Raw genomic sequence first — 26,871 nt, 5'->3', positions numbered from 1 at the left:
CTCATACCGTCCGGATATACGCGTCGTATTCCACATCGGTCACCCGAAGGGAAAATTCCTGGATTTCCTGCTGCTTGCAGGCGGCGTAGAGCGCCCGGTACCGGGGGCCGAGCGTGGCGTAGGCGAATGTCGACTTGGCGAACTGCTGCACGGCATAGTCCCAGTTCGTCGGCAGCGGCTCATGGCTGACGGCATGATCGTCGCCGGTAATCGCTCCGCCAGGATTGCGTTTTTCGCGGATGCCGGCAAGCGCGGCGCTGAGGATCATCGCCAGCACGAGATAGGGGTTGGTGTCCGAGCCCGCCACCCTGTGCTCGATGCGCGTGGCAGGCTTGCTCGCGGTGATCACGCGCACCGCCGCCGAACGGTTGTCGAAACCCCAGGAGGCATAGGTGGGCGCGTGTTCGCTCGGCCGCAGACGCCGATAGGAATTTGCATGCGGCGCGAAGACCGCCATGCTGTCGTTCATGTTTTCCAAAAGCCCGCCGACGGAATGGAACAGGCGCTCCGAGGGACCGTCTTCCCCCGCGTAGACGTTTGCCCCGGTTTCGTCGATCAGCGAGAAATGCACATGCATTCCGCTGCCGGCCTGGCGTCCGTAGGGCTTTGCCATGAAGGTGGCGTCGAGATCGTTCGCCCGCGCCACGCCCTTGACGATCCGCTTCAGCAGCACCGCGTAATCGGCGGCCTTCAGCGCATCGGGCACGTGGTTGAGGTTGATCTCGTACTGGCCAGGACCGTTCTCGCGAAGCGTCGTGTCCGCCGGAATTCCCTGGGCCCGCGCCGCGCTGGCGATCTCGTGGAAGACGGCCTCGAAGTCCTGCAGCTCGGAGATCGACAGCACCTGCGTCTGGCCCGTATGCCAGCGCCCGTCGCGGGAGTTGGGAGGACGGACGGGGTCGAGGGCCGACCGCACCGGATCGATCAGGTAGAATTCGAGTTCCGTTGCCACGACCGGGGTGAGCCCCAGTTTGGTGAACCCCTGGAGCACGTTGGCGAGAATCTGCCGCGGGTCGCCGTAGAACCCCTGGCCGTTCGGCTCCTGCATGCCGAGAAGAACCTGGGCCGTCGGCCTGTTCAGCCATGTCACGCGCGAAAGTGTGCCGGGAACGGGAAGGCACAGCCCGTCCGGATCGCCGGTTCCCTCCGCAAGGCCGGCCGCGTTCACGTCCCGTCCCCACACGTCGAGCGCGTAGACGGAGCGGGGCATGGTCATCCCCTTCGACAGGATGTCGAGCGCACGCTCGCGCGGGATCCACTTGCCGCGCGGCACGCCATTCACGTCGATGACGAACGCCTCGAGAACTTCGATGTCGGTATTGTTGTCCAGGAAGGCCTGCGCTGAACTTATATCATCCATGTAACACCAAAAAGTCGTTTCCATAGGCGCCGCGACGCCGGGCGCTGTGGCCCGCTAGGGATCGACCGTTCCGGCATTGTAGATGAGATATCGAGCCATTGTAGATGTCGCGGCGGAAGGCCGCATCCCCTGTTGAGACAAGTGTAGCCTTACCTTGACAGCATGGCCAGCGGTCAGGCTCCGAAGCGCTCGGGCCGGTAGGCGGAGATGTCGATGAGCGTCTTTTCGCCCGCGATGGCTTCCGCGATGACCTGGCCGGTGACCGGGCCGAGGGTAAGGCCGTGATGGGCGTGACCAAAGGCGAACCAGAGACCCTTGTGACGCGGCGCCTGTCCGATGACCGGCATCATGTCCGGCGTGCAGGGACGCGCACCCATCCAGGGTTCCGCGTCCAGCCGCTCGCCGAGCGGGAAGATCGTGCGCGCGACGGCTTCCGCCCGCGCCAGCTGGACTGGGGTCTTGCGCGCATCGCGCAACGCAAACTCCGCTCCGGTCGTGAGGCGGATACCCTGGTTCATCGGAGCGAGGAAGTATCCCCGCTCGGCATCCATGGTCCAGCCGTTCAGCTTGACGCCGTCCTTCGTGCCGTAGTGCATGTGGTAGCCGCGCTTGACGCCGACGAGGAAGCGGTAGCCGAGCGGCTTGGTGACCGTGTCCGACCAGGGGCCGAGTGCGACGACGACATCCTTGGCTTCCATGGTGCCGTCACCGGCCACAACCCGCCAGCCGGTCGCCGTCTGCGACAGGCTGCGCGCGTCACCCTTCAGCACGCGCCCGCCGAGCTTCTCGAAAAGGCGGACATAGGCCATCGTCAATGCATAGGGATCGCGGACGGACCACGGATCTTCCCATTTCAGGCCGCCGACGAAGTCGTCGCTGATGCCGGGTTCCTCGGCGCTGATGTCGTCGCGCGTCAGTTCCCGGAACGTCACGCCGTATTCTTCCCGCAGCCGGGCCGCTTCCTTCAGTTCGCCATCGCGCTTCGCAGGCGTGCGGAAGAGTTCCGTCCAGCCATTCTTGGCGATGAGGTCCTGTGCGCCGGCCTCCTCGATGAGTTCGTCATGGGTGGAGATCGAATGCTCGATCAGCGGCGCGTAGGCCCGCGCGATAATCTGGTGCCGGCTGAGGTTGGAATGCCACCAGTACCGGGCAAGGAAGGAACTGACCCGGGGAATGGCCCGCCAGTGGTAATGGGCATCGATGCGGTTGTTCAGGGCATAGCGCAGGAGAAGGCCGAACTGCTGCGGGAAACCGTAGGGGACGACGCCTTCTCGCTGGATGAGGCCGGCATTGCCGTAGGACGTCTCTTCGCCGGGGCCTCGCCGATCGACAAGGATGACCGATTTACCGCGACGTGCCAGTTGAAGCGCTGTCGAAACCCCGATGATGCCTGCGCCCAAAACGATTGCATCCGCTGCCATGTCTGCACTTTCACTCCAGATACCAGTAGGCCGAACATGCCGGGGACGCTGCTGCGGCGCAAATGAAAAATGCCGCGCGGGTGCGAATGTTTGACGCGCCCCTTTCCTGCTCGCCCGGCTGCTTGTCGGGTCAATGCAGGACGGGTAGAGAGTCGGGTACGAAGGCAGGAGCAGCGGGAGCCGAAGCATGAAGTTTGGAACAAGTGGCCTGCGGGGTCTCTCGGTCGATCTCGAAGGACCGGTGTCGGCAACCTATGCGGCGGCCTTCGGCCGGTATCTCCTGGAGAGTGGGCGAGCCGCGCCGGGCGCCGAGATCCTGATCGGCCGGGACTTCCGTCCGTCCAGTCCGGCGATTTCCTCGAACTGCACGCAAGCCCTGTCGCAGCTCGGCTTTCGCGTCGTCGACTGCGGGGAGCTTCCGACGCCGGCCCTGGCGCTCTACGGCCTCGAACGCGGGGCCGCCTCGCTGATGGTGACCGGGTCGCATATTCCCGCAGACCGCAACGGCATCAAGTTCTATCGCCCGGACGGCGAAATCGACAAGCGGGACGAGGAGGCGATCAGCGCGCTCGCAGCTGCCGGTTCGGACCTCGGGGACGCATCCGGCGCCGCTGCCGATCGTTCCGCGGAATGCCTTGCATTCTTCCGGGACCGGAACGTCGCCCTCCTGCCGCAGGGCGCGCTGACCGGGCTGCGGGTCGGGGTCTACCAGCACAGTACGGTGGCGAGGGACCTGCTCGTCGACGTGCTGCGCTTCTACGGCGCCGAAGTCCTGCCCCTCGGGCGCTCCGACACCTTCATTCCCGTGGATACCGAAGCGGTTTCGGCCGCGACCGTCGAAGCCCTGCAGGCGTGGAGCAGCGAGTTCCGGCTCGATGCAATCGTCTCCGCCGATGGCGATGGCGATCGCCCGCTCGTTGCGGACGAGTCAGGCAATCCGCTCCGGGGCGATCTGCTCGGTCTCATCGTGGCCAATTTCCTGGGCGCGCGCGTGGTGGTCACCCCGGTGACCTCGAATTCGGGCATCGAGAATGCGGGTTCCTTCGAAGTCACGCGGACCCGGGTCGGATCGCCCTATGTCATCGCCGGCATGCAGGAGGCCCTGGCAGCCGGCAAGGACGGCGTCATGGGTTTCGAGGCGAATGGCGGCGTGCTGACCGGCTCTGACTTTCATGTAAACGGGAAAGTTCTTCGTCCCTTGCCGACGCGCGACTGCTTCCTGCCGATCCTGGCGGTGCTGGCGCTTCGCGGCGAGCGGCAGAAACCCATGTCGGCGATCGCCGCGACATTCGCGCTTCCGGTTGCTGCCGCCGACCGGCTGGAGAACTTCCCGACCGAGACGAGCGCCGCGCTCATGGCCTATCTGCGTTCGGGCCGAGAGAACCTCGACGCCTTCCTTGCACCGGTCGGCAAGGTCGAGGGCTTCTCCGACATAGACGGCCTCAGGGTCGCGCTTGCCGGCGGAAGGACCATCCACTTCCGGCCCTCTGGAAATGCTCCGGAGATGCGATGCTATGTCGAGGCAGAAACCGCATCGGCGGCCGATGACCTCCTTCGCGCCGGGCTGGACCGCATCCGGCAGTGGGCGGGCGAGCACGCCCCCGTCGCGTCCTAGCGAGGCGAAGCCCGGGAACCTTTGCTGGGGCGGTTTGTTGGCCGGCTGTTCCAGGAGAGGTGCCATGAACCTTCGCTATCTTGTCATCGGGATCGTCGTCATCCTGCTGGTGATCGTGGTCTTCGGCTTCCGGCCGTTCCAGTCCACGGTTTCGGATGAGCCGGGCGCCGCCCCTCCCCATGCCATCAACCAGTGATCGAAGGTGATTGTCGAGCGCTGGAACAATCCGGCAGCTATCCGGTTCATCGCAAGCATCAGGCTGAGGTTGCGATGAACAGGAAGACAGGCACGGACGACCGGCGGGGGGAGTTCGACGATCTTGCCAGCCGACACGGCATTCCCGCGACATACGAGGATCTGCAAGGAGAGGTGAGGCATGTGCCCCCGGCTACGCGGGAGCTGATGCTCCGGGCGGTGGACGTAATGTCGACCGATGAGGCGAATCCCGCGCCGCCCCGCATGGAGCTGGACGACAAAACGAAATGCTACCTCCCGTCATTCATCGAAAAGGAGCGTGTATGGGGCATATCCCTGCAGCTCTATGAACTCCGCTCGGCCCGTAGCTGGGGGATCGGGGATTTCGAAGATCTGAGGACGGCATGCTCGATCGCGGGAGCGGCCGGCGCGGATTTCGTCGGCTTGAGCCCGCTCCACGCGCTCTTCCTCGCGAAGCCTGGCCGTTGCAGCCCCTATTCCCCGTCGAACCGGAAGTTCCTCAACCCGCTCTACATCGCCGTTGACAGGGTGCCGGGTGCCGAAGCGACCTTGGCGGACCGGGAGGAGGTTGCGACGCTGCAGGCCTCCGAGATCGTCGACTACGACGGAGTGGCGCAACTGAAGCTCCGGGCGTTGAGGAAGGCCTGGCATTCGACGATGGGGCCCGGGCAAGCGACGGGCGACCGTCAAGCATTCGACCGGTTTTGCTTGGAGGGCGGCGAGGAGCTTCGCCTGCACGCGCTGTTCGAGGCCATTTCCATGGCGATGGTTGATCGCGGATTTGAGAGCGGCTGGACCGATTGGCCCGCAGAATATCAGCGCACCGACAGCGAGGCCGTGCGGCGGTTTGCGCAGGAGCATGCCGAGGAAGTGGCGTTTCATTCCTGGCTGCAGTGGATCGCGGTCGAGCAGTTGCAGGACGTGGCGCGTTATGCGCGTGAGGCCGGGATGCGGATCGGCCTCTATTTCGATTTCGCCGTCGGCGAGGCGCCCGACGGCTCCTCCAGCTGGAGCAGGCCCGACTTGATCCTGCGGGGGCTCAGGGTCGGAGCACCGCCGGATGTATTCAGCACATCGGGCCAGGACTGGGGGCTGGTCGCCCTCTCGCCGGCCGCCGTAAAGGCGGAAGGCATGCGTCCCTATGCCGATCTGCTGGATGCATCCATGCGCTTTGCCGGCGCGCTGCGTCTCGATCACGCGATGGGCCTGTGGCAGCTTTTCCTCCTGCCGGAGGGCGAAACCCCGGCGGTCGGCGGCTACCTCCGCTATCCCTTCCAGGACATGGTCGCCACTCTCGCGGAGGTGAGCCACAGGCGCAAAACCATCGTCATCGGGGAGGACCTCGGCAATGTGCCGGATGGCTTCCGGGAGATGATGGAGAAGGCGCGGATCCTAGGCTATCGCGTCCTCTATTTCGAACCGGTGGAGGAGATGTCAGTCTCACCCCCCGTGTCGCATACATCCCTTGCCTGCCTTTCCACCCATGATCTGCCGCCCCTGATCGGCTGGTGGCGCGGCGACGACATAAAACTCGCCCTGAAGCTCGGTCTGACGGACGAATCCGGGGCAAGGATGTCGACGCTTGACCGGCAGGAGCGGCGTGCCGCTTTCATCAGCGCCATCCATGACGCCGGCCTCTCCTCCGAAACAATCGGCACGATCTCCGAACCGGAGGGGGCGATTTCCGAGGAACTGTTCGTCGCGCTGCACGGGCTGCTGGCCCGCGGACCGAGCGTCATGGTGGCGCTGCGGCTTGCTGACCTCGTCGGAGAGGACCGTCCGACGAATGTCCCGGGCACGTCCGACGCCTATCCCAACTGGCGGCTGAAATTGCGCCTCCCGCTGGAGGAGATTGCCGAAAGCTCGCTTTTCCGGCGGGTCGTCGCCGCCGTCGCGGTGGAGCGATCACGGCGGTGACCAAGGGCCACCGCGCGGGAACCTCGGGGCGCCCTCTTCGGTTACCCGGAGGCCAAAAAAACACAGGAGAACGTAATGGCCCCGATGGACCCGAAGATGAAGGAATGTATCGACCGCTGCCTTGACTGCTACAGCGTGTGCCTCTCGATGGCGATGAACCACTGCCTGGAGGCCGGCGGCAAACATACCGAACCCGCGCATTTCCGGCTGATGATGGCATGCGCGGAGATCTGCAGGACATCGGCGCATTTCATGCTGATCGGAACGGAGCACCACAAGCACACCTGCCGCGAGTGCGCGGAAATCTGCATCGAATGTGCGGACGATTGCGAGCGGATCGGCGACATGCAGGCCTGCGTGGACGCCTGCAGGGCATGCGCCGAGAGCTGCCGCCAGATGGCGGCCTGATGACGGCCGGCCTCGCGCTCGGCGGGTTCTAGTCGCGCTGGGGAACTGCCGGCCCGAATTCCGCAGGCGGCGGGTTGTCCGCCTCCTCGGTGGGCTGGTGTGTGAAGCCTTCCACGCCGGAAATCTCCCGCGCATCCCTCTTGATCTCGACCCGGCTGACGGCGAAGGCGGCGACAAGGCGCGCGACCGAGACCAGTGCGTGCATGTGGATGCGCTCATAGCCGTGCGACGCGTCGATGCCGAAGGTCGCAAGCGCGGTTCGGACGTCGTGTCCGGCTTCCAGTGCGGAGGCGGAATCGGAGCGATAAAAGCGGAAGACGTCCTTCTGGTAGGGGATGTTCTCGCTCTGGCAGAGTTCGACGAGCTTCTTGGTCAGATGATAGTCGAAGGGACCCGACTGGTCGGCCATGGCGATCGTAACGCCGAACTCGGCCGAGTTCTGGCCCGGCGCACTCGTTCCGTTGTCGATGGTCAGCATGGAGGCGATATCGCCGGTCAGGATCGAGGACGCCCCGACACCCACTTCCTCCGCAATCGTGAAGAGCCAGTAGGTATCCACGGGGGTCGTCGCCGCGGCACGTTCGAGCGCCTCGATCGCCGCAAGCGCGATCGCGACGCCGGCCTTGTCGTCGAGATGGCGGGAATTGATGAAGCCGTTGTCGAGGAATTCCGGAGAGGGATCGACCGCGATGATATCGCCGACATCGATGCCGAGCGCCAGCGTCTGCTGCCGTGAGGTCGTGACCGCGTCGATCCGCAGCTCGACATAACTCCAGCCGACCGGCAGAGTGTCGACCTCGGTATTGAACGTGTGACCTGAGGCCTTCAGAGGCAGGATCGTGCCGCGGAAGGCGCCGGCGGTGCTGAAGACCGTCACCCTCGCACCTTCGGCGAAGCGGGCCGACCAGTTGCCGATCGGCACGAGCTCCAGGCGCCCGTTGTCCTTCACCGCCTTTACCTGCGCGCCCAGCGTATCCAGATGGGTCACCATCGCGCGTGCGCCCTGGCGACGGCTGCCCTGGCGGACGGCGCGGATCGCGCCGCGCCGGGTGAGTTCCGGTTTCAAGCCGAGACGTTCGAGTTCGCGGGAGCAATAGTGGACAATTTCGTCCGTATAGCCCGTGGGGCTCGGGATGCGTAGCAGCGCCTCCAACTGGCCCCTGAGATAACTCTCGTCGATCTCGACGGGCATTGTCACATCTTCCCGAGCGCGAGGTTGGCGTATCGTTGTCCCGAGGTCGGAAACAGGAGGTCGAGGAAGCGTTCCGCCGTCGGCTGTGGCTCGTGGTTTGCAAGCCCCGGTCGCTCGTTCGCCTCGATGAAGACGTAATCCGGCTCCGTCGGGTTGCGGACCATGAAATCGACCCCGACGACGGGAATGTCTATCGCCCGCGCCGCGGCAATGGCCGCTTCGACCAGGCGTGGATGGACGATCCCGGTGACGTCGTGGATCGAGCCACCGGTATGAAGGTTCGCCGCCTTGCGCACCAGAACTTCCTGGCCGTTTTCAAGGACCGTATCGAGCCCGTACCCGCCCAGCTTCAGGCATCGCTCGGTTTCCGCGTCGATCGGGATCGTGCTTTCTCCTCCGGTCGCGGCTGCCCTGCGCCGGGAAAGGGCTTCGATCAGTTCGCGGATCGTCTGGCGCCCGTTGCCCACGACATGCGGGGGGCGTCTCACGGCTGCGGCGACAAGCTTGAAATCGATGACGACGAGGCGCAGATCCTGACCCTGGAAACAGGCTTCGACCAGGACCCGGTCGCAGACCTCCCGAGCTTCGGCGATTGCCTTCCTGACCTGCGCGAGATCGTCCAGCCCGACGGCCACCGCGCGGCCCTGCTCCCCCCGTGCCGGCTTGACCACGACCTGCCCATGCTTCTCCAGGAAGGCAGCCAGCTGTTCATCGTCGCCGGTCGCCGTCATCTGTTCAGGGACGCTGAGCCCGGCGCGCTCGACCACGCGACGTGTCACCGCCTTGTCGTCGCAGATCGACATGGCCACTCCGGAGGTGAGTTCCGACAGGCTTTCGCGGCAATGCACGGATCGCCCGCCCTGCGTCAGCCGGAAGAATCCGCCTTCCGCATCGGTGATCTCCACATGGATTCCGCGCCGGCGGGCCTCGTTCACGATGAGACGTGCGTAGGGATTGAGCACGTCATATTCCTCCAGCGGGCTGGCATAGAGCCGCTCGTTGATAGAGTTCTTGCGCTTGATGGTGAAGGCGGTGATCCGGCGGAAGTGCAGCTTCTCGTAGAGGCTGATCGCCTGTTCGTTGTCATGCAGCACCGACAGGTCCATGAAGGCGGAGCCCCTGGCCTTGAAATGCTCGGCGAGCCGTCGAACCAGCGCCTCTCCGATCCCGCCATGGCGTGCCTGCGGGTCCACCGCCAGGCACCAGAGCGAGGACCCCCGCTCAGGATCGTCGAAGGCCCGTCGGTGGTCGATTCCGGTGACCGTGCCGATGATCTCACCGGAGACCTCGTCTTCCGCCACCAGGTAGGTGATGGAGCGGTTGTCCCGGTTCGACCAGAAGAAGTCCGGCCGCACCGGTACCATTCCCCGGGACGCATAGATGCGGTTGACGGCATCCGCGTCCACCTCGGAGGACAGCCGCCGGACGAAGAAGCCGCGCGGCTGCTTGCGGCTGTTGCGATAGGTGGCGAGATCCAGCCGATATGTATGGGACGGGTCGAGAAAGAGTTCCTGGGGTGCGGCCGCGAGGACGACATGGGGGTCGGTCACATAGACCGCGATATCCCGACGCTCCGGCGCCTCGTCGCGGAGCGCCGCCACCAGTTGCGCCGGCTCGTGGAAGGTCTGCGCGAACAGCAGCCGTCCCCATCCGCAATCCACCTGGGCCGCCTCGCTCACGACATCGGCGTCGGCCGGGTGGAGCCTGCCCCTGGAATAGTCCGCCCGCTGGCGCTTGAGGCGATGGGCAACCGCTTTCGCCGCGGGAAAGCGAACGGCCCGCTCTTCGGGTGTGGTCTTGGCCATCATCAGATCCCCTGCGTCTGCATCCACATTTCGAGAAGCCCGACCTGCCACAGTTCCGAGCCGCGGAGCGGCGTGATGTGATCGGAGGGCTTGTCGAACAGCTGGTTCAGGTAGTTCTCGCGGAATATCCCCCGGTCACGGGCCGCGCGAGAGGTGAGGGCGTCGCGAACCATGTCCAGGTAGGGGCCGTCGACGTATTTCAGTTGCGGTACCGGGAAATATCCCTTCTTCCGGTCGATCACCTCGGAAGGCACGACGAGGCGCGCGGCATCCTTCAGGACGCCCTTGCCGCCGTCCCTGAGCTTCTCCTCCGGCGGTATCTTGGCCGCCAGTTCGACGAGCTCGTGGTCCAAGAAGGGCACGCGTGCTTCCAGTCCCCAGGCCATGGTCATGTTGTCGACCCGCTTGACCGGGTCGTCCACCAGCATGACCTGGCTGTCGAGACGAAGGGCGGCATCCACGGCCGTGTCGGCGCCGTCCGAGCGAAGATGGCGATCGACGAAGTCGAAGCTGACGTCGCCATCGGCCATCCATTCCGGGTTGAGCTGTTGCGAGAGCGTCTCGTGGGACCGGTCGAAGAACACTTTCGCATAGTCGCGACTGACGTCGTTCGACTGCGCGAGGGGCGGATACCAGTGATAGCCCCCGAACACCTCGTCGGCGCCCTGACCAGACTGCACCACCCGGATATGCTTGGAGACCTCCTGGGACAGCAGGTAGAAGCCGGCATTGTCATATGAGACCATCGGCTCCGACATCGCCGCGAAGACGCCCGGCAGGGCTTCCATGAGGCGCTCCGACGGGACGAAGATCTGGTGATGATCCGTGCCGAACCGCTCGGCGACAATATCCGAGTAGACGAATTCGTCGCCTTTCTCTCCGTTCGCGGCTTCGAAGCCGACGGAGAAGGTCATCAGGTCCTTCTGGCCCATCTCGGCCAGAAGACCGACGATCAGGCTGGAATCGACGCCGCCCGAAAGCAGTACGCCGACCGGCACGTCCGCGACCATCCGGCGACGAACCGCCGTCCTCAACGCGTCGAGCACGAGGTCCCGCCAATCCATGGAGGAGAGCCTGCTCAACGACGGGTCGCGGCTGTAGGGCGGCGCCCAGTAGATGGTATCGTCTTCACGACCGTCGGCGTCGATGACACGGATGGTCGCCGGCGGCAGCTTCTCTACCCCGTTGACGATCGTGTGCGGCGGCGGCACCACCGCATGGAAGGTCATGTAGTGATGGAGTGCCGTCCTGTTGATCGAGGTGTCGATGTCGCCACTTTTCAGAAGCGCCGGCAGGAACGAGGCAAACCGGATGGCGCCGCCTGTCCGGGCCAGGTATAATGGCTTGATGCCGAACCGGTCGCGCGCCATGACGATGCGGCCGCTGTCCCGTTCGTGGATCACGAAGGCGAACATGCCATGGAAGCGCTTGACGCAGTCCTTGCCCCAGGCATGCCAGGATTTGAGGATCACTTCGGTGTCGCCGTGAGAGAAGAAGCGATAACCCTTGGCTTCCAGTTCGCTCCGCAATTCCGGATAGTTGTAGATGCAGCCGTTGAAGGCGATGGTAAGGCCGAGTTCGGCGTCCACCATGGGCTGGCGGGCCTTCTGCGACAGGTCGATGATCGAGAGACGCCGGTGCCCGAGCGCCGCGTTACCGTGAATGACGAGCCCCGAGCCGTCCGGCCCCCGCGGCGCGATTGCATCCATCATCTTCGCCTGGACGAGAGGCGAGGGCTGGCCCCCGTCGAAACGCACTTCACCACAAATCCCACACACGGTTCCTATCAATCCTTTCCTGAGCTTGAATGACCTGAAATAATACTAGATCTGATAGTTAGAGTTCGAATGGATGTGGTCAAGGTTATGAACGTCCCGGCAAACGATAAGGATGGACAAAGGTTGCAGACCGAGGCCCGGATGGTGGAGAAGGCGGTTCGCCGGATCGTCCGCGCCCACGACCTGCAGTCCCGGGCATTGGCCAGGCGATGCGGCCTGACGGCAGCCCAGCTGGTGGTGATGAAGGGGATTGTCGAACTCGGCGAGGTGACGTCCGTCGCGCTCTCCGTCTACGCCGACATCAGTCCGGCGACGGTTGTGACGATCCTGGACAATCTCGAGGAGCGTGAACTGATCCAGCGATATCGCTCCGGGACCGACCGGAGGATCGTGCATACGCGCCTCACGGCGGAGGGTGCCCGCCTGGTGGCCGAGGCCCCTGAGCCGATGGGCGGCATCTTCCTGGAGAACTTCTCGAGGCTCCCGTTGCAGGAGCGCGAGGATCTGGCGCAGGCTATCGTGCGGTTGGCGGAATTGATGTCGATACCGAAATAGCCCCCTGCGGGGGTGGTCGGCCGGGGAGGCGGTCCCGCATCCCGACGAAGCCTTGTCTCGCGACGTTACCGTCCTCGCCATTGGCGCCTGGGGACACCGGCAAGGGGCGAGGCGGAGCTTGAATTTTGTCACAGACCTGTCAATTAGAGCGCAAGCAACTCGCCCAGGGAGCGGTTCGGCCAGCATTGTCGAGTCTCGGGCGAGCCTCAGTGATCCCCGGAGCCGTGCATGATCCACCTGGCAGATAGCGTGCCTGTTGCCTCAGGAAACAATTCAGCCGTTTACCGACACCCGGACGACGCATCCATTCTTGTCAAGGTGGTGCGGCCCGAAGCGCTGAAGCGCTACGAGGCCCGCTGGGCTTTCCTCCGTGGGCGGCGGCGCCGCTTCTCTCACCTGAAGAATTTCATTCGGGTCCTGGAGGAGCAGGTGGCCCTTTATGCCGCGGAGGGGCGTTCGTCTCGGCATCTGGAAGAGGTGATCGGCCTGACGGATACGGATGTCGGCCCGGGACTTGCGGTGCGATGCGAGACCTTCAAGGGCGAGATGGCGCCCACCCTCGCGAGCCTTGTGAAGTCCCGCCAGCTCGACGAAAGCGTATTGCCGCTCCTCGAGGAATTCTATGGCTGGCTCGAACGCAGCCCGATCGTCGCCAACGACCTCGGGATCGACAATCTCGTTCTTTCCGACCGCCTCACGGGAAGGCCGCGGATCGTCCTGATCGATGGTTATGGGGAAAACGCCGCAATTCCATTGAAGAGCTGGTCACAGTCCCTTAATCGATTTGACAAGCGTCAGAAGGCTGACAAGCTGCGCTCGCGTCTGAAGGCGGCGGTCTTGTCGGCTGAAATGCCCTCGTTCAGTCCCTGACTGCGACCGCGTCGGTCCGTCGTCAGGGTTGGCGATACTTCGAGTTCAACACCGTACTGACGAGTTCTGATGTATAGCGCCGACGACCCCCAGGTAATCATTTACGCCATCAATCTTGGTCGCTGTCGGGATCGCTGGGAGGACCTTTCTCGCGAGGCTGCGGATCTTGGTCTTTCGATCCGCCGCGTCGAGGCGATCGACGGTGCCGCCGTCAGGTTGGAAGACCGGGTCGACTGGGACGAGCCCGCGTTCATCCGCAATACCGGGCGGCTGATGGTCCCCGGGGAATACGGCTGCTACCACAGTCACCTCAAGGCTCTGTCCACATTTCTCGACGAAGGACAGCCATGGGCGATCATTGTCGAGGACGACATCCGGCTTTCACGCGATCTGCCGCAGCGCGCCGCGGCCGCGCTCGCGGCGCTTCCGGGAGCCGACGTCATCAAGATGTTCAACCACCGCATGGTCGGGTTCCGGAACTACGCGACGACCGATCAAGGTGACCGGATCGGCCGTGCCGTTCACGGCCCCATGGGTTCGGCGGCCTGCTATGCGGTCACCCGTGCCGGCGCGGCCAAGCTGGTCGAGCGCATGAGGGTCCTGGAATACCCGTTCGACATCGCGCTGGAGCGCGGCTGGGCGATCGGTGCGGAGGTCTTCACCGTGGAGCAGGACGTCGTTACCTCCAAGCGCCTGCCCAGCACCATCGCCAACCGGAAAGCCTACAAGGCGACGAAATTCGTCTGGTGGAAGCGGTTCCCCACCCACCTGCAGCGGGCGCGGGATTATCTCAAGCGCGTCTGGTACGCACTGCAGAAGGCATAGCTTGATGCCCTCAGGCCTGCTCTCACGATCCGAGGTCCTGCTTCTTCCGTTGCTCTGGGTGGTGATGGCGTCCGCCATGCTGGTGGAGAGCGACGCCTATCGCTACGTGACCCTGGCGCTCGTCACGCTCGCCATGTGGCGGTATCGCGACGAGGTCGGTCTTGTCTCCAGTGACTGGCTCGCCTGGTTCTGCTGGCTCTGGGCCGCCTGGGCGTTGATCCGCTTCGTGATCGGCGTGACGATCCATGACGAGCGCGGCACGTCCGAATGGCTCTACATATTCCCGCTTCTTTTTCCGGGGCTGGGGGTTGCGCTCTACATGACCCGCCGGCACCTCTTCCCGGCCGCAACCGTGCTGATCGCCGCAGGAGCCGCCGGATTGCTGGCCAGTATCGACTGGTCGGCGCTGAACAACGGCGAGCGGATATTTCCCCTCTTCCACAACAATCCGATCCATGCGGCGATCGGATGCGGCATGCTGCTGATCACCAGCGTCTGCTGGATGCTCTACGCGCTTGAAACCGGGCGTTACAAGGGCTGGCGTCTCGGCGCCATCCTTGCGACCGGCATCTTCACGGCGTTGCTGTGCGGCGTTGGGATTCTGGGCGCCCAGTCCAAGGGCGTGTGGCTCGCCCTCATGCCCGTGGTGGTCTTCATGTCCATCGCGGTGCTGCTCTATTACGGGGGGCGCGTGGCGCTGGCGGTCCTCGCCGTTCTGGTTGTCGCGTCCATCGGCATTTTCTCCGCGCTGGACAATACCAGCCGGGTGGCCGCGCCGACCATCGAAGCTGCGGGAGAACTTTTCAGCGGTGCGATCGAGAACGTCGATCCGCGAGGCGCGATGCGTCGCGCCGTCGAGGACAGCGATACCCCCCAGTCGATGCGCGAGCGCCTGATGCTCTGGACCAACGCGCTTGACACGGTGGAGTCCTCTCCCTGGGTCGGCTGGGGCAATCTCTGGCAGCGCGAGTGGCGGCAGGGGACCTATTCGGACAACAATCATCAATTGCTGCACAACGGCTACCTGGAGATTCTCGTGCGGCACGGGCTTTTGGGTGCCATCGTGCTCGCGATCGTCCTTCTCGCCTCTGCCCGAAGGATCTACGTCGCGCGGCGGGACGGGATTATCTCGGCCAGCCTGATGCTCTACCTCTACGGCCTGAGCCTCTTTTTCTTCATCACCATCGCCACCAATTCCAACAACCGCCTGGCGCTCGGCGAAAGCTACTTCCTGCTCGCGGGCGCCGCGGTCTTCGCGATCTCGCTCGCCATGCGTCATGCGAGAGCCCGGGGCGCCGTTATCTCGCAATTATGCGAGGCGACACCCGGCACGTGAGGCCGGCTGCCGGCGGCGAGGAAGCGAACTGACTGGCGAGGACCCGACCTCTACTTGTCGGTTTCGGCAGGCTGCGTCACATAGGCGATGACGGCATCCGAGATCATCCGCTTGTGGCGATCATAGAGCGCGGGCTCCGACAGGTCCCGGTGGAAGATCGTGCCGAACGTGTAGCGGTTGGACACCCGGAAAAAGCAGAACGCGCTGATCAGCATGTGGAGGTCCACCGCGTCGACGTCTCGGCGGAAGACGCCTTCGCGGCGTCCCCTTTCGAGGATCTCGCCGATCGTCCTGACGATGGAGAGGTTCAGTTCGCCGATCTCGGACGAACGCTTCATGTGGTTTGCCTGGTGGATGTTCTCGATGCTGACCAGACGCACGAAGTCGGGATTGTTCTCGTCGTGGTCGAAGGTGCTGGCGACCAGCGTCCGAAGCGCCTGCGCCGGTGGCATGTCGGCAAGCTCGAGATCTGCCTCCAGCGAACGGATTTTCCGATACGCCTTTTCGAGCACCGCGAGGTAGAGCCCCTCCTTGCTGCCGAAATAATAATAGATCATCCGCTTCGACGTGCGGGTCTTTTCGGCGATCGCATCGACCCGCCCGCCGGAGAGGCCAAAGGCCGAGAATTCCTCGGTGGCGACATTCAGGATGTCGTCCCTGGTCTTTTCAGGATCGTTCTTTCGGCTTTCGCGGTCTGCGGATCTGCGCACGTCCAATCCCGTCACGTTCCTAGACCTCCCCACGCCCGTCGACGACGAGTCATATTGACGTTGCGGCAAGCTTTCAATGGAGCCGCAATTGACACGAACTAGTTAGTACAATACGCCTGAAACTGGAATAGCATTTTGGGAGGAGTGCCACTGGCCGGAATGATTGCGATCATTCTTGGGCCGTGGTGAATGCGAAAATGGAAGCCATGGAGTGTTCGTCATTTCGGGCCGGACTGATCGGCAAGGGCATACAGGCCTCGCTCACCCCGGCCATGCATATGCAGGAGGGGCGCGCCCAGGGGCTGGGCTATTCCTATGTGCTTTTCGACCTGGACGGGATCGAAGGGGGCAGCGAGCGCCTGCCGAACCTCGTCGCGGATGCCGAGGCTAAAGGCTTCGGCGGGCTCAACATCACCCATCCCTGCAAGCAGGACGTCATTCCCTTCCTCGACACGCTTTCCGATGAGGCAGCGGCCCTCGGTGCCGTCAATACCGTCGTCTTCCGGGATGGGCGCCGGCACGGCCACAATACCGACTGGTGGGGCTTCGCCGAAAGCTTCCGGCGCGGTCTTCCGGACGCGGGTCTCCGCTCGGTGGTGCAACTGGGAGCCGGAGGGGCGGGCGCCGCCACGGCCTTCGCCATCCTCCGTTCGGGTGCGGAAAAGCTGGTGATCGTCGATCAGGATGAAACGCGCGCCGCCGCTCTGGCGGAGAGCATGCAGCGCCATTTCCCGGAAAGGACGGTCCATGCCGGACGCGATCTTTCGGACGAAATGGCGACGGCGACCGGACTGATCCATGCGACGCCGACCGGCATGGCGAAATACCCCGGCCTGCCGTTGCCGGCAGATCTTCTACGTCCCGCGCTGTGGGTTGCCGAGATCGTCTACTTCCCCCTGAGGACGGAGCTGCTGATCGAGGCTGAAAGCCGCGGATGCCGCATCCTGGACGGCGGCGGCATGGCAGTCTTCCAGGCGGTCGGCGCGTTCGAGCTGTTCACGGGCATGGAACCCGATGCCGGACGCATGCTGCGGCACTTCGCCGAAATGACACGCGGGACAGCCCAGCCTGTCCGCACAGCCGGGGGCGGGCGATGAAGACATCGATCGCGACCGTTTCCATCAGCGGCGAGCTTCCCGAGAAACTGGAGGCGATTGCCAGGGCCGGCTTCGATGGGGTCGAGATATTCGAAAACGATTTCCTCGCCTTTGACGGCAGTCCTCGCGATGTCGGGCGGATGGTTCGCGATGCTGGGCTGGAGATCACGCTCTTCCAGCCGTTCCGCGATTTCGAAGGAATGCCGGAGCCGCACCGCGCGCGCACCTTCGATCGCGCCGAACGCAAGTTCGACGTCATGCAGGAACTCGGGACCGATCTCGTGCTGGTCTGTTCGAACGTCTCGCCCGTGTCGCTCGGCGGGATCGACCGTGCCGCAGCCGACTTCCATGAACTTGGCGAAAGGGCGGCCAAGAGGGGGCTGCGGGTCGGCTATGAAGCGCTCGCATGGGGACGGCATATCTTCGATCACCGCGATGCCTGGGAAATCGTCCGCCGTGCCGATCATCCCAATATCGGCCTGATCCTCGACAGCTTTCACTCGCTGGCGCGCAGGATCGACATAGGCTCGATCCGTTCGGTGCCGAAGGACAAAATCTTCATCGTCCAACTCGCCGATGCGCCGCTCATCGACATGGACCTACTCTACTGGAGCAGGCACTTCCGCAACATGCCGGGCGAGGGCGACCTGCCGGTCAGCGATTTCGTCGCCGCGGTCGCCGAAACCGGGTATGACGGCTATTTCTCGCTGGAAATATTCAACGACCAGTTTCGCGGCGGCTCGCCCAGGGCGATTGCCGCCGACGGCCATCGGTCGCTGATCTATCTCGGCGACCAGGTGCGGCGAAAGCCCGGCGCGAACACCCTTTCGGTTACCCCCATGCCCGAGCGGAGCGTTGTCGGCGGCGTCGCTTTCATCGAGTTTTCCGTCGCCAATGCCGATGCCGGCGAATTGATCGCGATCCTGCGCTCGCTTGGCTTCCGCAAGGCTGCCCGCCACAGGACGAAGAACGTCTGCGTCTATCGGCAGGGAGAAATCCGCATCCTGGTGAACACGGAATCGGTCGGATTCGCGAGCGCGGCCTATGCGGTCCATGGCACCTCGGCCTATGCCATGGCTCTTCAGGTAGACGATGCCTCCGCAGCGCTGGCCCGCGCGACGGCCCTGGGCGCCGAGCCGTTTCGCCAGCCGGTAGCCGCGGGCGAACTCGAGATACCGGCGATCCGCGGCGTCGGCGGCGGGCTGATCTACCTGATCGACGCCACGAGCGATCTCGGCCGGATATGGGAGGTGGACTTCGTCGCTTGTGCCGACGAGGACCCGCCGGTGACCGCTGACCTTTCGTGCATCGACCATGTCGCGCAAACGGTCGCCTACGAGGAAATGCTGACCTGGCTCCTCTTCTATACGTCGATTTTCGAGGCCGCGAAGTCGCCGATCGTGGATATCATCGATCCGGCGGGCGTGGTGCGGAGCCAGGTCATCGAGAACGGCGACGGATCACTGCGGATAACCATGAACGGAGCCGAGAACCGGCGCACTCTTGCCGGCCATTTCATTGCCGAGAAGTTCGGTTCCGGCATCCAGCACATCGCGTTCAGGAGCATGGATATCTTCCGGACCGCGGCGGCCCTGCGCGCCAACGGTTTCCGGACGCTGCCGATCTCGCCGAACTATTACGATGACGTCGAGGCGCGCTTCGGCCTCGATCCGCAACTGACCGAGCGGATGAAGGCCGAAAACATCCTCTACGACCGGGACGAGCACGGGGAATATTTCCAGCTCTACAGCGGGACCTTCGCCGAAGGCTTCTTCTTCGAGATCGTCGAGCGGCGGGGCTATCGCGGCTACGGCGCCGCCAACGCGATCTTCCGTATCGCCGCGCTGAAAAAGCAGCTGCGTCCCGAGGGAGTGCCGGTGGCATGAATGCAGCAAGGGGGCCCGTCTGGCGCCCGGAAGATTGACTAAACGAACTGTTCCGTACATTCTGCCATAAGGCAGGCGGGGAACAGCCGATTGTCTGGAGGAGATCATCTACCGTCAGGGGATGAAGGGAATAAACAGGAGGAGAAAATGACAATGCTTAATATCACTCGCCGCCACTTGTTCGGCGCAACCATGCTCGCCGCCGCGGTCTTCGCGGTTCCGGCGCTGGCACAGGACAAGCCGAGCCTGAAGTTCTCGGCCGTCTTCTCGGAGCAGGACATCCGCGCCGAGATGACCAAGAAGCTCGCCGAAGGCATCAGCGCCGACTTTACCCTGGAGCCCTATTACGGCGGCAACCTGTTCAAGCAGGGTACCGAACTCGTCGCGATCCAGCGCGGCAACCTGCAGATGGGCAACATCGCGCCGCAGGACATTTCCAAGCAGATCCCGGAATGGTCGGTCCTCACGTCCGCCTACCTGTTCCGCGATGCGGCGCACGTATCCGCCTTCTTCAGCAGCGAAGCCGGTGGCGAGTTCAAGAAGATGGCCGAAGACAAGCTCGGCATCTACATTCTCGGACCGACCTATTTCGGCGCCCGCCAGGTGGGCCTGAAGCCCGAGAAGAAGATCAACACGCCGGAAGACATGGCCGGAATCAAGCTGCGCATGCCCGGTGGCGATGCATGGCAGTTCCTCGGTGAGGCTCTCGGCGCCAACCCGGTTCCGGTCGCCTATGCGGAAGTCTACACCGCCCTGCAGACCGGTGCGATCGACGGCCAGGACAACCCGCTTCCGAACATCAAGAACATGAAGTTCTACGAGGTCATGTCGCAGATCGTGCTGACCTCGCACCTGATCGGCTACGACCTCCTGGTCATCTCCAAGGAAGTCTGGGACAAGATGACGCCCGAGCAGCAGGCGTCCTTCCAGGCGGCTGCGGACGCGGCCATGAAGTGGAGCGAGGAACAGCACGTCGCCCAGGAGAAGGCGCTCCTCGAGGAGTTCAAGGCTGCTGGCCTCGAGATCTACGAACCCGACCAGGAAGCGTTCCGCAAGTACGCGCAGGAGAAGTATCTCGCATCCGACCTTGCTAAGTCCTGGCCGGAAGGGATCCTCGAAAAAGTCGGCGGAATGTAAGGTCCGTCTCAGGACCAGCGAATGAAAGTCAAGGGAGGCGGGCCACCGTGGCACGCCTCCTCCTCGGGAGGGAGAAAGCGATGAATACGAGTCTTCCAGCCATCGGAGGATGGTTGCGACGGCGCGCGGAAAACATTCTGTGCCTGATGCTGCTGGCGATGTTCGTCGTCTTCATCCTGCAGATCATATTCCGCTACGTGCTCAACCTTTCCATCGGCTGGACCCACGAGGTCAGCGTCGCGCTTTGGATCTGGATGGTGCTCTTCGGCTCCGCCTTCGTGGTCCGCGAGGTCGACGAGATCCGCTTCGACCTGATCTGGGGCGGCGCCACCGACAATGCACGGCGTGTGATGCAGGTCGTCTGCGCGGCGGCCCTGGTCGTGCTGTTCGGCGTCTCGCTTCCGGCAATCATCGACTACGTGACCTTCATGAAGGTGGAAAGCACCGCCTATCTCAAGATCCGCATCGATTATCTTTATTCGATCTACGTCGTCTTCGTCATCGCGATGATCATCCGCTACATGTGGCTCGGTATCCAGGCCATCCGCGGCAAGGCGCCGGACGCCTTCGATCCCACCAAGGCGGGTTCGGGCGTATGAACCTCGCAAGTCCCTTTTCCCTCTCGGTCGTCGCCATCACCATACTGGCGTTCCTCGGACTGCCGATCGGGCTCGCCATGCTGGCGGGTTCCACACTCTACCTGTTCCTAGTCGGGGCAGACATGGGCATTGTCGCGGAGCAATTCCTCAACGGAATGTATTCCAACTACGTCATCCTGGCGGTTCCGCTCTTCATCCTCGCGGCGGAGTTCATGAATGTCGGCTCCATGACGGAGCGGCTACTGACCTTCTGCAACGTGCTGGTAGGGCGCTTTCGCGGCGGGCTCGCACAGGTCAACGTCGTGCAGAGCATCATCTTTGCCGGGATGTCGGGCTCGGCGATCGCCGACGCCGCCGGAAGCGGGCGGATGATGCAGAACATGATGACGCGCGGCGGTCGCTACACCCCGAGCTACGCGGCGGCACTGACGGCGGTCACCTCGGTGATCGGCCCCATCATCCCGCCGTCGATCCCGATGATCATCTATGCGCTCGTGTCGGACGCGTCGATCGGCTATCTCTTCCTCGCGGGCATGGTCCCCGGCCTGCTGATGGCGGGGCTGCAGATGATGCAGGTCGCGATCACGGCGCGCCGCAAGAACTTCCCGGTCGAAGACCCGGTGCCGATGCGCGAGATCCCGCGTATCACGATCCGCGCCTTCCCCGCGCTGATGATGCCGGTGGTCCTGCTAGGCTGCATCTATTCGGGCATCACCACGCCAACGGAGGCGGCTGCCATTGCCGCGGCCTATGCCCTCGTCATCTCGGTCCTGCTCTATCGCAGCATCACCTTCAAGGATTTCTACGGCTCGCTCTATACCAGCGCCAAGTCGTCCGCCTCGATCGGCATGCTGATCGCCGGCGCGCTCGTCTTCAACTACGTCGTGACGATCGAGAACATTCCGGACAGCCTGAGGGTCATGCTGACGGGAATGGAACTGACGCCGGTCACCTTCCTCATCCTGGTCAACATCGTCCTGCTGCTGCTCGGCTGCGTCCTGGAGGGGACCGCGATCCTGCTCATCATCGTGCCGGTCTTCATCCCGACCGCGCAGGCCCTCGGCATCGACCTTGTCCACTTCGGCGTCGTGGTGGTGGTCAACATCATGCTCGGCCTTGTCACCCCGCCCTACGGCCTGCTTCTCTTCATCATGACCAACATCTCGGGCAGCCCGGTGCGCGACATCATCCGCGACGCGCTCCCCTTCCTGTTCTGGATGGTGGTCTCGCTCATCTTCATCACCTTCGTCCCCGACAGCGTCCTGTGGCTGCCGCGGCTGTTCGGATATCAGGGATGACCATGAACCCGATCTACATTCTCAACGGCCCGAACCTGAACCGGCTGGGGAAGCGGGAGCCGGAGATCTACGGCACCACGACGCTGGCCGAGGTCGAGGCCATGTGCCGCGAGGCGGCGGGCGACCGCCCGGTGGAGTTCCGCCAGACCAACAGCGAGGAGCGGCTGATCGACTGGGTGCATGAGGCGATCGACGAGGGGGATGGCATCATCGTCAACCCCGCTGCCTTCACCTTCACGTCGCTGGCACTTCTCGATGCGTTGAAGATGTTCAAGGGACCGATCATCGAGTTCCACATCAGCAACGTCCACCGCCGCGAGCCGATCTACCACCGTTCCTATGTCTCGATGACGGCGACCACGGTCATGGCCGGCCTCGGTGCCGAAGGCTATCCCGTCGCCGTCCGGGCCCTGGAAATGCTGATCGCGAAAAAGGCGCGGTAAGGAGCCGCGCCCTCTCTTTCAGGTCTTTCCACAAACAGGGCGCCGGTTACCTCGCGACGAGATGGCCGTCGCCGATGTCGACCAGTTCGACCCGCTCGGGTGCCTCGCCGACTTTCCACACCGGGCTCGGGATGTCGCCGGAGAGCCTCACGCCCGCCTGACGCTCCCGGCGCGGGTCCGGTACCGGGACCGCCGCAAGCAGCCGCTTCGTGTAGGGATGCTGGGGATTGCCGAACAGTTGCGCGCGCGTGCCCATCTCGACGATCTGGCCGAGATACATGACCGCGACCCGGTCCGAAATATTCTCCACCACCGCCATGTCGTGGCTGATGAAGAGGTAGGTCACGCCGCTTTCCTTCTGCAGGTCGCGCAGCAGGTCGAGGACCTTGGCCTGGATTGACACGTCGAGCGCCGCGACGCTTTCGTCGCAGATGATCAGCTTCGGCTTCAGGGCAAGCGCCCTCGCGATGCAGATGCGCTGCCGCTGCCCGCCCGAAAACTGGTGGGGATAGCGATTGTAGACGCTTGACGACATTTCCACCCGGTCCAGCAGTTCGCGCACGCGCGCAATCTGCTCGGCCGGGGTACCGATGCCGTGGATGACCAGCGGCTCGCGGATCAGTTCGCCGACGGTCATCCTGGCATCGAGCGCCGCCATCGGATCCTGGAACACGATCTGCAGGTCGCGGCGGATCGCCTTGCGGCCTCGGGCACCGAGATCGCCCAGCGCCCGGCCGTTGATCTCGATCCGGCCGGAATGCGGAACGAGGCCCACCAGCGCCTTCGCCATGGTCGACTTTCCGCAGCCGGATTCGCCCACCAGCGAAAGCGTTTCGCCTCGGAAGATATTGAGAGAAACATGCTCGACCGCGTGAACGCGTGCGGCCACCCGTCCCAGCAGGCCCTGCCGGATGGGGAAGTTCACGGAAACATCGTCGTAGCGCACCAGCACGTCGCGGGCTTCCGGTTCAGGCCGGGAAGCGCCGGCGCCGATACGCGGCACGGCGGCGAGCAGGTCGCGCGTGTACTGCTCCTTCGGCGCGTCGAACAGTTCGACCGTCGATGCCGCCTCCACCATCTTGCCCTTGCGCATGACGATGACGCGGTCCGCCGTTTCGGCGACGACGCCCATGTCGTGAGTGATGAGGATGATCGCGGTACCGAGTTCCCGCTGCAGGTCCTTGAGGAGGTCGAGCACCTCGCGCTGGACCGTGACGTCCAGCGCCGTGGTCGGCTCGTCGGCAATCAGGACCGCCGGGCGAAGGGCGATCGCCATCGCGATCATCACGCGCTGGCGCATGCCGCCCGACAGTTCGTGCGGATACTGCTCGAGCCGCTTTTCAGGCTGCGAGAGGCGGACCGCCCTGACGGCTTCGAGGGCGCGTGCCCGTGCCTGCGAAACAGACAGCGGCTCATGGGCCCGGATCGCTTCGACAAGCTGGCGGCCGATGCTCATGACCGGGTTGAGGGCCGTCATGGGCTCCTGGAAGATCATCGCGATGCGCGCGCCCCGCACCTGCTGCAGCTTCTTCTCGGGCAGGGTGGTAAGCTCTGTATCGCCGAAGCGGATGGAGCCACCGGTCACCCGCACCGCAGGTGCGGGCAGAAGGCCCATGCAGGCCAGCGAGGTAATCGATTTGCCTGAGCCGCTTTCTCCCGCGATCGCAAGCGTCTCGCCCCGATGAAGATCAAAGCTGAGCCCTTCGACCAACGGAATGAGCCCTTGGTCGGAGCGGGCGGAAACCTGCAGGTCGCGAACCGACAGGACAACGTCGGCTCTGGATTCGACCGCGGGAGAAAGCATGGCAGAGGTCATTCGAAGACGGCCCTCGGGAAGTAGAAGCTGACCACGACATTCGGCATGTCGACGATCTCGGAAATGCGAAGATCGCCGCAGGTCGAGACGAGCATGTAGGCGTCGACCGGATCCATCTTCCGCGTCGTCGCGAGAAGATCGACCATGTTCGCCACCGCGTCCCTTGCCGCAGCCCATAGATCGGGGCCGATACCGGTCGTGACTTCGTAACCCTTGGAATCGAGGTGACGCGTGACGGGGCCCGGGGTGGTGAAGCGCGGCGTCTTCAACGGCTGATCCTTGATCAGGTCGAGCGTCAGCACCACGTCGAAGGGGCTCTCGATCGCCGTCCCGCAAACCTCGCCGTCGCCCTGCGCGGCATGCGTATCGCCGACGGAGAACAGCGCGCCCTCGACCTCGACGGGCAGATAGAGCGTCGTGCCGGCGGCAAGGTCACGGATGTCGAGATTGCCGCCCACGCGACGGGGCGGAACAACTGTATGGTGCCCGGCCTCGGCAAGCGCATTGCCGATCGTGCCGGCAAACGGCTTCAGCGGCACGCGACCGTTCTTGCCGAAGAGCGCCGGCTCCATGCTCGATGCGTCGAACTTCCAGACGTTCAGGGCCGGTTCCTTGAACTGGTCGGCCAGCAGGCCGAAGCCTGGAATGTTGGCGGTCCAGCCGAAGCCTGCGCCGTCGCGAAGCTGCGGCGTGAAGCTCTCGATCGTCACCTTCACCACATCGCCGGGCTTTGCGCCATCGATGTAGATGGGACCGGAGACCGGGTTGATCTTGGCGAAGTCCAGAGCAGTTACATCCTCGACGGTGGACTGGGGGCCAAGCTGGCCCCCAGAACTGTCAAGGCACTGGAACAGGATCGTCTCGCCCGGCGCAGCCGTCAGGGCAGGGGCAAATGAATTGTCCCAGCCGTAATGGTGCTGATGGGCGTGGATCGTGTGGTTGCAGTGCTTGCACATGAACGCATTACTCCTTGATGAAGACGTAATCGTAGTTGACCGGGATCGAGACCGGATCGACGAAGAGCGCGTCGTCACCGCCCATGCGCGAAGACTTCATGGTGAAGCGGTTTTCGTTGAAGACCGGTGCCCACGGCGCGTCTTCCATCACCTTGGTATAGATCTCGGACCACTTGGCGAGACGCTCCTCGGCCTTGGCGGGATCGACGATGGAGTCCGCCTCGACGGCCATCTTGTCGAGCTCTTCGTTGCAGTACTTCGCCCAGTTCCAGCCGCCTTCGACGGTGCCGCTGCAGCCGAGGATCGGGCCGTAGAAGTTTGCCGGATCCGGGAAGTCGGCGATCCATGCCATGCCGCCCGACCAGATCATCGGAGCGGTGCCGGCGCCGCCGGCCTCGATCACGTTGGCCTGCGCCAGCGACTTGATCGACGCGTTGATGCCGATGGCCTTGAGATCCTGCTGGATCGCCTGGGCGATGCGCGGGTTCGGATCGGTGTTCATGACGAAGAGTTCGGTGTCGAAACCGTCCGCAAGGCCGGCATCGGCGAGCAGCTTCTTGGCGCCTTCCGGATCGTACTTGTAGCCTTCGTAGCCTTCCGTATAGCCCGGCATCGACGGCGGCAGCGGCTGGGTCGCCGGAACGGCGCGGCCGTTGATGACCTGCACGATGCGGTCCTTGTTGATCGCCATGTTCACGGCGCGGCGTACCTCGATCTTGTCGAACGGTGCCTGCGTCACGTTCATGGTGATGTAGCCGGTGTGGAGCTGGCCGCCTTCGATGACAAGGCTTGCCTGCGCCTCGTCCTTCATGACTTCCACGAACTTTGCCGGCGGGATGCCGTCGCCGGGGATGTCGACTTCGCCGTTCTGCGCGCGCAGGAGGGCCACCACGGGCTCCTGGCCGACTTCGACCGTGAAGCTGTCGAGATAGGGAACGCCGGCGATCCAGTAGTCGGCGTTCTTCTCGAACACCAGCCGCTGGCCGAGCGTCCATTCCGCCAGCTTGAAGGCACCCGTGCCGACCGGCTTCTTGCCGAAATCGGCGCCGGCCGCCTCGACGGCTTCCTTCGGCACGACGGACGAGAAGTTCAGCGCCATGACGTGCAGGAAGGTTGCGTCGGGACGCGATAGCTTGAAGACGACCGTACCGGCATCCGGCGCGGTGACGCCGGAGACGACGTCCGCCTTGCCTTCTGCGGCTTCGTCATATCCCTCGATCATCGAGAAGAAACCCTGGCCGGGCGACTGCGTTGCGGGGTTGACCACGCGGTTGATCGAGTAGACGACATCCTCGGCAACCAGTTCGCGACCGTTGTGGAACTTGACGCCCGGGCGCAGCTTGAACGTGTAGGTCAGCCCGTCCTCGGAGATATCGTAGCTTTCGGCCAGGCCCGGACGCAGGTTCGTCGTGCTCGGCTCGTAGTCCATCAGGCCGTCGAAGACCGACTTGATCATCGACCAGTTCTGCCAGTCGTAGCCGATGGCCGGGTCGAGCGTTGCCACGTCGTCCTTGTAGGTGACGATCATGTTGCCGCCGGTGCGCGGCTCCTGGGCCTGCGCCCCGGTCAAGGCCGGCAGCGCCATCAGCGTCGCGAGCGCGGTGGAAAGTATCAACGTCTTCATTGGCTTT

General features: G+C 63.9%; 23 protein-coding genes. 14 read left to right on the top strand and 9 right to left on the bottom strand.

The genetic code is table 11. The features are described from left to right. Position 1 precedes the first annotated feature (1 nt). Positions 2 to 1,360, bottom strand: a complete 1,359-nt coding sequence (locus ACWGPT_RS14675; RefSeq protein WP_452606353.1) for a glutamine synthetase family protein — start codon at positions 1,358 to 1,360, stop codon at positions 2 to 4. 173 nt (positions 1,361 to 1,533) lie between these two features. Then, positions 1,534 to 2,781: an NAD(P)/FAD-dependent oxidoreductase gene (locus ACWGPT_RS14670; RefSeq protein ID WP_452606352.1), complete on the bottom strand. Its 1,248-nt coding sequence runs from the start codon at positions 2,779 to 2,781 to the stop codon at positions 1,534 to 1,536. Between the two features lie 187 nt (positions 2,782 to 2,968). Here ACWGPT_RS14670 and ACWGPT_RS14665 point away from each other — a divergent pair, with 187 nt between their 5' ends. The 4 genes from ACWGPT_RS14665 to ACWGPT_RS14650 all read left to right on the top strand — a co-directional run bounded on the left by ACWGPT_RS14665 (position 2,969) and on the right by ACWGPT_RS14650 (position 6,937). Next, positions 2,969 to 4,396, top strand: a complete 1,428-nt coding sequence (locus ACWGPT_RS14665) for a phosphomannomutase (RefSeq protein WP_452606351.1) — start codon at positions 2,969 to 2,971, stop codon at positions 4,394 to 4,396. Positions 4,397 to 4,460: 64 nt separating this feature from the next. Beyond that, positions 4,461 to 4,592 (top strand): hypothetical protein, encoded by a 132-nt coding sequence (locus ACWGPT_RS14660; protein WP_452606350.1) that lies wholly within the window; start codon positions 4,461 to 4,463, stop codon positions 4,590 to 4,592. A gap of 74 nt (positions 4,593 to 4,666) precedes the next feature. Further along, positions 4,667 to 6,529: a 4-alpha-glucanotransferase gene (gene malQ / locus ACWGPT_RS14655; protein ID WP_452606349.1), complete on the top strand. Its 1,863-nt coding sequence runs from the start codon at positions 4,667 to 4,669 to the stop codon at positions 6,527 to 6,529. A 75-nt stretch (positions 6,530 to 6,604) separates the two neighbouring features. Continuing rightward, positions 6,605 to 6,937 (top strand): four-helix bundle copper-binding protein, encoded by a 333-nt coding sequence (locus tag ACWGPT_RS14650; protein WP_452606348.1) that lies wholly within the window; start codon positions 6,605 to 6,607, stop codon positions 6,935 to 6,937. A 28-nt stretch (positions 6,938 to 6,965) separates the two neighbouring features. Here the strand turns inward: ACWGPT_RS14650 and ACWGPT_RS14645 are convergent, their stop codons facing one another. The 3 genes from ACWGPT_RS14645 to ACWGPT_RS14635 are packed head-to-tail and all read right to left on the bottom strand — an operon-like array spanning position 6,966 to position 11,712. Then, the gene (locus tag ACWGPT_RS14645) at positions 6,966 to 8,129 is read right to left on the bottom strand and encodes an osmoprotectant NAGGN system M42 family peptidase (protein ID WP_452606347.1); all 1,164 of its coding nucleotides are present in this window, start codon (positions 8,127 to 8,129) and stop codon (positions 6,966 to 6,968) included. A 2-nt stretch (positions 8,130 to 8,131) separates the two neighbouring features. Next, complete coding sequence (gene ngg / locus ACWGPT_RS14640; protein WP_452606420.1) at positions 8,132 to 9,934, bottom strand: N-acetylglutaminylglutamine synthetase; 1,803 nt, start codon at positions 9,932 to 9,934, stop codon at positions 8,132 to 8,134. Positions 9,935 to 9,936: 2 nt separating this feature from the next. Then, the gene (locus tag ACWGPT_RS14635; RefSeq protein ID WP_452606346.1) at positions 9,937 to 11,712 is read right to left on the bottom strand and encodes an N-acetylglutaminylglutamine amidotransferase; all 1,776 of its coding nucleotides are present in this window, start codon (positions 11,710 to 11,712) and stop codon (positions 9,937 to 9,939) included. Between the two features lie 123 nt (positions 11,713 to 11,835). Here ACWGPT_RS14635 and ACWGPT_RS14630 point away from each other — a divergent pair, with 123 nt between their 5' ends. From ACWGPT_RS14630 to ACWGPT_RS14615, 4 genes are all read left to right on the top strand, one after another. Beyond that, positions 11,836 to 12,267, top strand: a complete 432-nt coding sequence (locus ACWGPT_RS14630; RefSeq protein WP_452606345.1) for a MarR family winged helix-turn-helix transcriptional regulator — start codon at positions 11,836 to 11,838, stop codon at positions 12,265 to 12,267. A 228-nt stretch (positions 12,268 to 12,495) separates the two neighbouring features. Further along, positions 12,496 to 13,137 (top strand): YrbL family protein, encoded by a 642-nt coding sequence (locus ACWGPT_RS14625; RefSeq protein WP_452606344.1) that lies wholly within the window; start codon positions 12,496 to 12,498, stop codon positions 13,135 to 13,137. A gap of 69 nt (positions 13,138 to 13,206) precedes the next feature. Next, positions 13,207 to 13,962, top strand: coding sequence for a glycosyltransferase family 25 protein (locus ACWGPT_RS14620; RefSeq protein ID WP_452606343.1), 756 nt, complete (start codon positions 13,207 to 13,209; stop codon positions 13,960 to 13,962). A gap of 4 nt (positions 13,963 to 13,966) precedes the next feature. Beyond that, positions 13,967 to 15,298, top strand: coding sequence for an O-antigen ligase family protein (locus tag ACWGPT_RS14615; protein ID WP_452606342.1), 1,332 nt, complete (start codon positions 13,967 to 13,969; stop codon positions 15,296 to 15,298). A gap of 50 nt (positions 15,299 to 15,348) precedes the next feature. Here ACWGPT_RS14615 and ACWGPT_RS14610 read toward each other — a convergent pair whose 3' ends face one another. Continuing rightward, positions 15,349 to 16,008, bottom strand: coding sequence for a TetR family transcriptional regulator (locus ACWGPT_RS14610; protein ID WP_452606341.1), 660 nt, complete (start codon positions 16,006 to 16,008; stop codon positions 15,349 to 15,351). A gap of 197 nt (positions 16,009 to 16,205) precedes the next feature. Between ACWGPT_RS14610 and ACWGPT_RS14605 the strand changes: the two genes are divergently transcribed. The 6 genes from ACWGPT_RS14605 to ACWGPT_RS14580 all read left to right on the top strand — a co-directional run bounded on the left by ACWGPT_RS14605 (position 16,206) and on the right by ACWGPT_RS14580 (position 22,468). Beyond that, the gene (locus ACWGPT_RS14605) at positions 16,206 to 17,105 is read left to right on the top strand and encodes a shikimate dehydrogenase (RefSeq protein WP_452606340.1); all 900 of its coding nucleotides are present in this window, start codon (positions 16,206 to 16,208) and stop codon (positions 17,103 to 17,105) included. Next, positions 17,102 to 18,991, top strand: coding sequence for a bifunctional sugar phosphate isomerase/epimerase/4-hydroxyphenylpyruvate dioxygenase family protein (locus ACWGPT_RS14600; RefSeq protein WP_452606339.1), 1,890 nt, complete (start codon positions 17,102 to 17,104; stop codon positions 18,989 to 18,991). Before ACWGPT_RS14605 ends, ACWGPT_RS14600 begins: the two co-directional genes overlap by 4 nt. 147 nt (positions 18,992 to 19,138) lie before the next feature. Beyond that, the gene (gene dctP, locus ACWGPT_RS14595; protein ID WP_452606338.1) at positions 19,139 to 20,128 is read left to right on the top strand and encodes a TRAP transporter substrate-binding protein DctP; all 990 of its coding nucleotides are present in this window, start codon (positions 19,139 to 19,141) and stop codon (positions 20,126 to 20,128) included. Positions 20,129 to 20,208: 80 nt separating this feature from the next. After that, positions 20,209 to 20,727 (top strand): TRAP transporter small permease, encoded by a 519-nt coding sequence (locus ACWGPT_RS14590; RefSeq protein ID WP_452606337.1) that lies wholly within the window; start codon positions 20,209 to 20,211, stop codon positions 20,725 to 20,727. Continuing rightward, positions 20,724 to 22,025, top strand: a complete 1,302-nt coding sequence (locus ACWGPT_RS14585) for a TRAP transporter large permease (RefSeq protein ID WP_452606336.1) — start codon at positions 20,724 to 20,726, stop codon at positions 22,023 to 22,025. The genes ACWGPT_RS14590 and ACWGPT_RS14585 overlap by 4 nt, the downstream gene beginning before the upstream one ends. Positions 22,026 to 22,027: 2 nt before the next feature. Beyond that, a complete protein-coding gene (locus tag ACWGPT_RS14580) occupies positions 22,028 to 22,468 on the top strand; it encodes a type II 3-dehydroquinate dehydratase (RefSeq protein ID WP_452606419.1) in 441 nt (146 codons plus the stop codon). Positions 22,469 to 22,514: 46 nt separating this feature from the next. Here the strand turns inward: ACWGPT_RS14580 and ACWGPT_RS14575 are convergent, their stop codons facing one another. From ACWGPT_RS14575 to ACWGPT_RS14565, 3 genes are read right to left on the bottom strand one after another with little or no spacing between them, the layout of a single operon-like run. Beyond that, positions 22,515 to 24,284, bottom strand: a complete 1,770-nt coding sequence (locus ACWGPT_RS14575; protein ID WP_452606335.1) for an ABC transporter ATP-binding protein — start codon at positions 24,282 to 24,284, stop codon at positions 22,515 to 22,517. Continuing rightward, complete coding sequence (locus ACWGPT_RS14570) at positions 24,281 to 25,240, bottom strand: acetamidase/formamidase family protein (RefSeq protein ID WP_452606334.1); 960 nt, start codon at positions 25,238 to 25,240, stop codon at positions 24,281 to 24,283. Before ACWGPT_RS14570 ends, ACWGPT_RS14575 begins: the two co-directional genes overlap by 4 nt. Before the next feature lie 7 nt (positions 25,241 to 25,247). Next, on the bottom strand, positions 25,248 to 26,864 hold the full coding sequence (locus tag ACWGPT_RS14565; RefSeq protein ID WP_452606333.1) for an ABC transporter substrate-binding protein: 1,617 nt from the start codon (positions 26,862 to 26,864) through the stop codon (positions 25,248 to 25,250). Positions 26,865 to 26,871: the final 7 nt, after the last annotated feature.

This window comes from Pseudorhizobium sp. NPDC055634 (genome assembly GCF_053618655.1).
Note: the sequence above shows the minus strand (reverse complement) of the source record. Positions and strands in the feature narration are given on the sequence as shown.

Bases quoted from the DNA above. Each gene is read 5' to 3' on its own strand.
- ACWGPT_RS14675 (WP_452606353.1), bottom strand. From the start codon at position 1,360: ATGGATGATATAAGTTCAGCGCAGGCCTTCCTGGACAACAATACCGAC.
- ACWGPT_RS14670 (WP_452606352.1), bottom strand. From the start codon at position 2,781: ATGGCAGCGGATGCAATCGTTTTGGGCGCAGGCATCATCGGGGTTTCG.
- ACWGPT_RS14665 (WP_452606351.1), top strand. From the start codon at position 2,969: ATGAAGTTTGGAACAAGTGGCCTGCGGGGTCTCTCGGTCGATCTCGAA.
- ACWGPT_RS14660 (WP_452606350.1), top strand. From the start codon at position 4,461: ATGAACCTTCGCTATCTTGTCATCGGGATCGTCGTCATCCTGCTGGTG.
- malQ (WP_452606349.1), top strand. From the start codon at position 4,667: ATGAACAGGAAGACAGGCACGGACGACCGGCGGGGGGAGTTCGACGAT.
- ACWGPT_RS14650 (WP_452606348.1), top strand. From the start codon at position 6,605: ATGGCCCCGATGGACCCGAAGATGAAGGAATGTATCGACCGCTGCCTT.
- ACWGPT_RS14645 (WP_452606347.1), bottom strand. From the start codon at position 8,129: ATGCCCGTCGAGATCGACGAGAGTTATCTCAGGGGCCAGTTGGAGGCG.
- ngg (WP_452606420.1), bottom strand. From the start codon at position 9,934: ATGGCCAAGACCACACCCGAAGAGCGGGCCGTTCGCTTTCCCGCGGCG.
- ACWGPT_RS14625 (WP_452606344.1), top strand. From the start codon at position 12,496: ATGATCCACCTGGCAGATAGCGTGCCTGTTGCCTCAGGAAACAATTCA.
- ACWGPT_RS14620 (WP_452606343.1), top strand. From the start codon at position 13,207: ATGTATAGCGCCGACGACCCCCAGGTAATCATTTACGCCATCAATCTT.
- ACWGPT_RS14615 (WP_452606342.1), top strand. From the start codon at position 13,967: ATGCCCTCAGGCCTGCTCTCACGATCCGAGGTCCTGCTTCTTCCGTTG.
- ACWGPT_RS14605 (WP_452606340.1), top strand. From the start codon at position 16,206: ATGGAAGCCATGGAGTGTTCGTCATTTCGGGCCGGACTGATCGGCAAG.
- ACWGPT_RS14600 (WP_452606339.1), top strand. From the start codon at position 17,102: ATGAAGACATCGATCGCGACCGTTTCCATCAGCGGCGAGCTTCCCGAG.
- dctP (WP_452606338.1), top strand. From the start codon at position 19,139: ATGACAATGCTTAATATCACTCGCCGCCACTTGTTCGGCGCAACCATG.
- ACWGPT_RS14590 (WP_452606337.1), top strand. From the start codon at position 20,209: ATGAATACGAGTCTTCCAGCCATCGGAGGATGGTTGCGACGGCGCGCG.
- ACWGPT_RS14585 (WP_452606336.1), top strand. From the start codon at position 20,724: ATGAACCTCGCAAGTCCCTTTTCCCTCTCGGTCGTCGCCATCACCATA.
- ACWGPT_RS14580 (WP_452606419.1), top strand. From the start codon at position 22,028: ATGAACCCGATCTACATTCTCAACGGCCCGAACCTGAACCGGCTGGGG.
- ACWGPT_RS14575 (WP_452606335.1), bottom strand. From the start codon at position 24,284: ATGACCTCTGCCATGCTTTCTCCCGCGGTCGAATCCAGAGCCGACGTT.
- ACWGPT_RS14570 (WP_452606334.1), bottom strand. From the start codon at position 25,240: ATGTGCAAGCACTGCAACCACACGATCCACGCCCATCAGCACCATTAC.
- ACWGPT_RS14565 (WP_452606333.1), bottom strand. From the start codon at position 26,864: ATGAAGACGTTGATACTTTCCACCGCGCTCGCGACGCTGATGGCGCTG.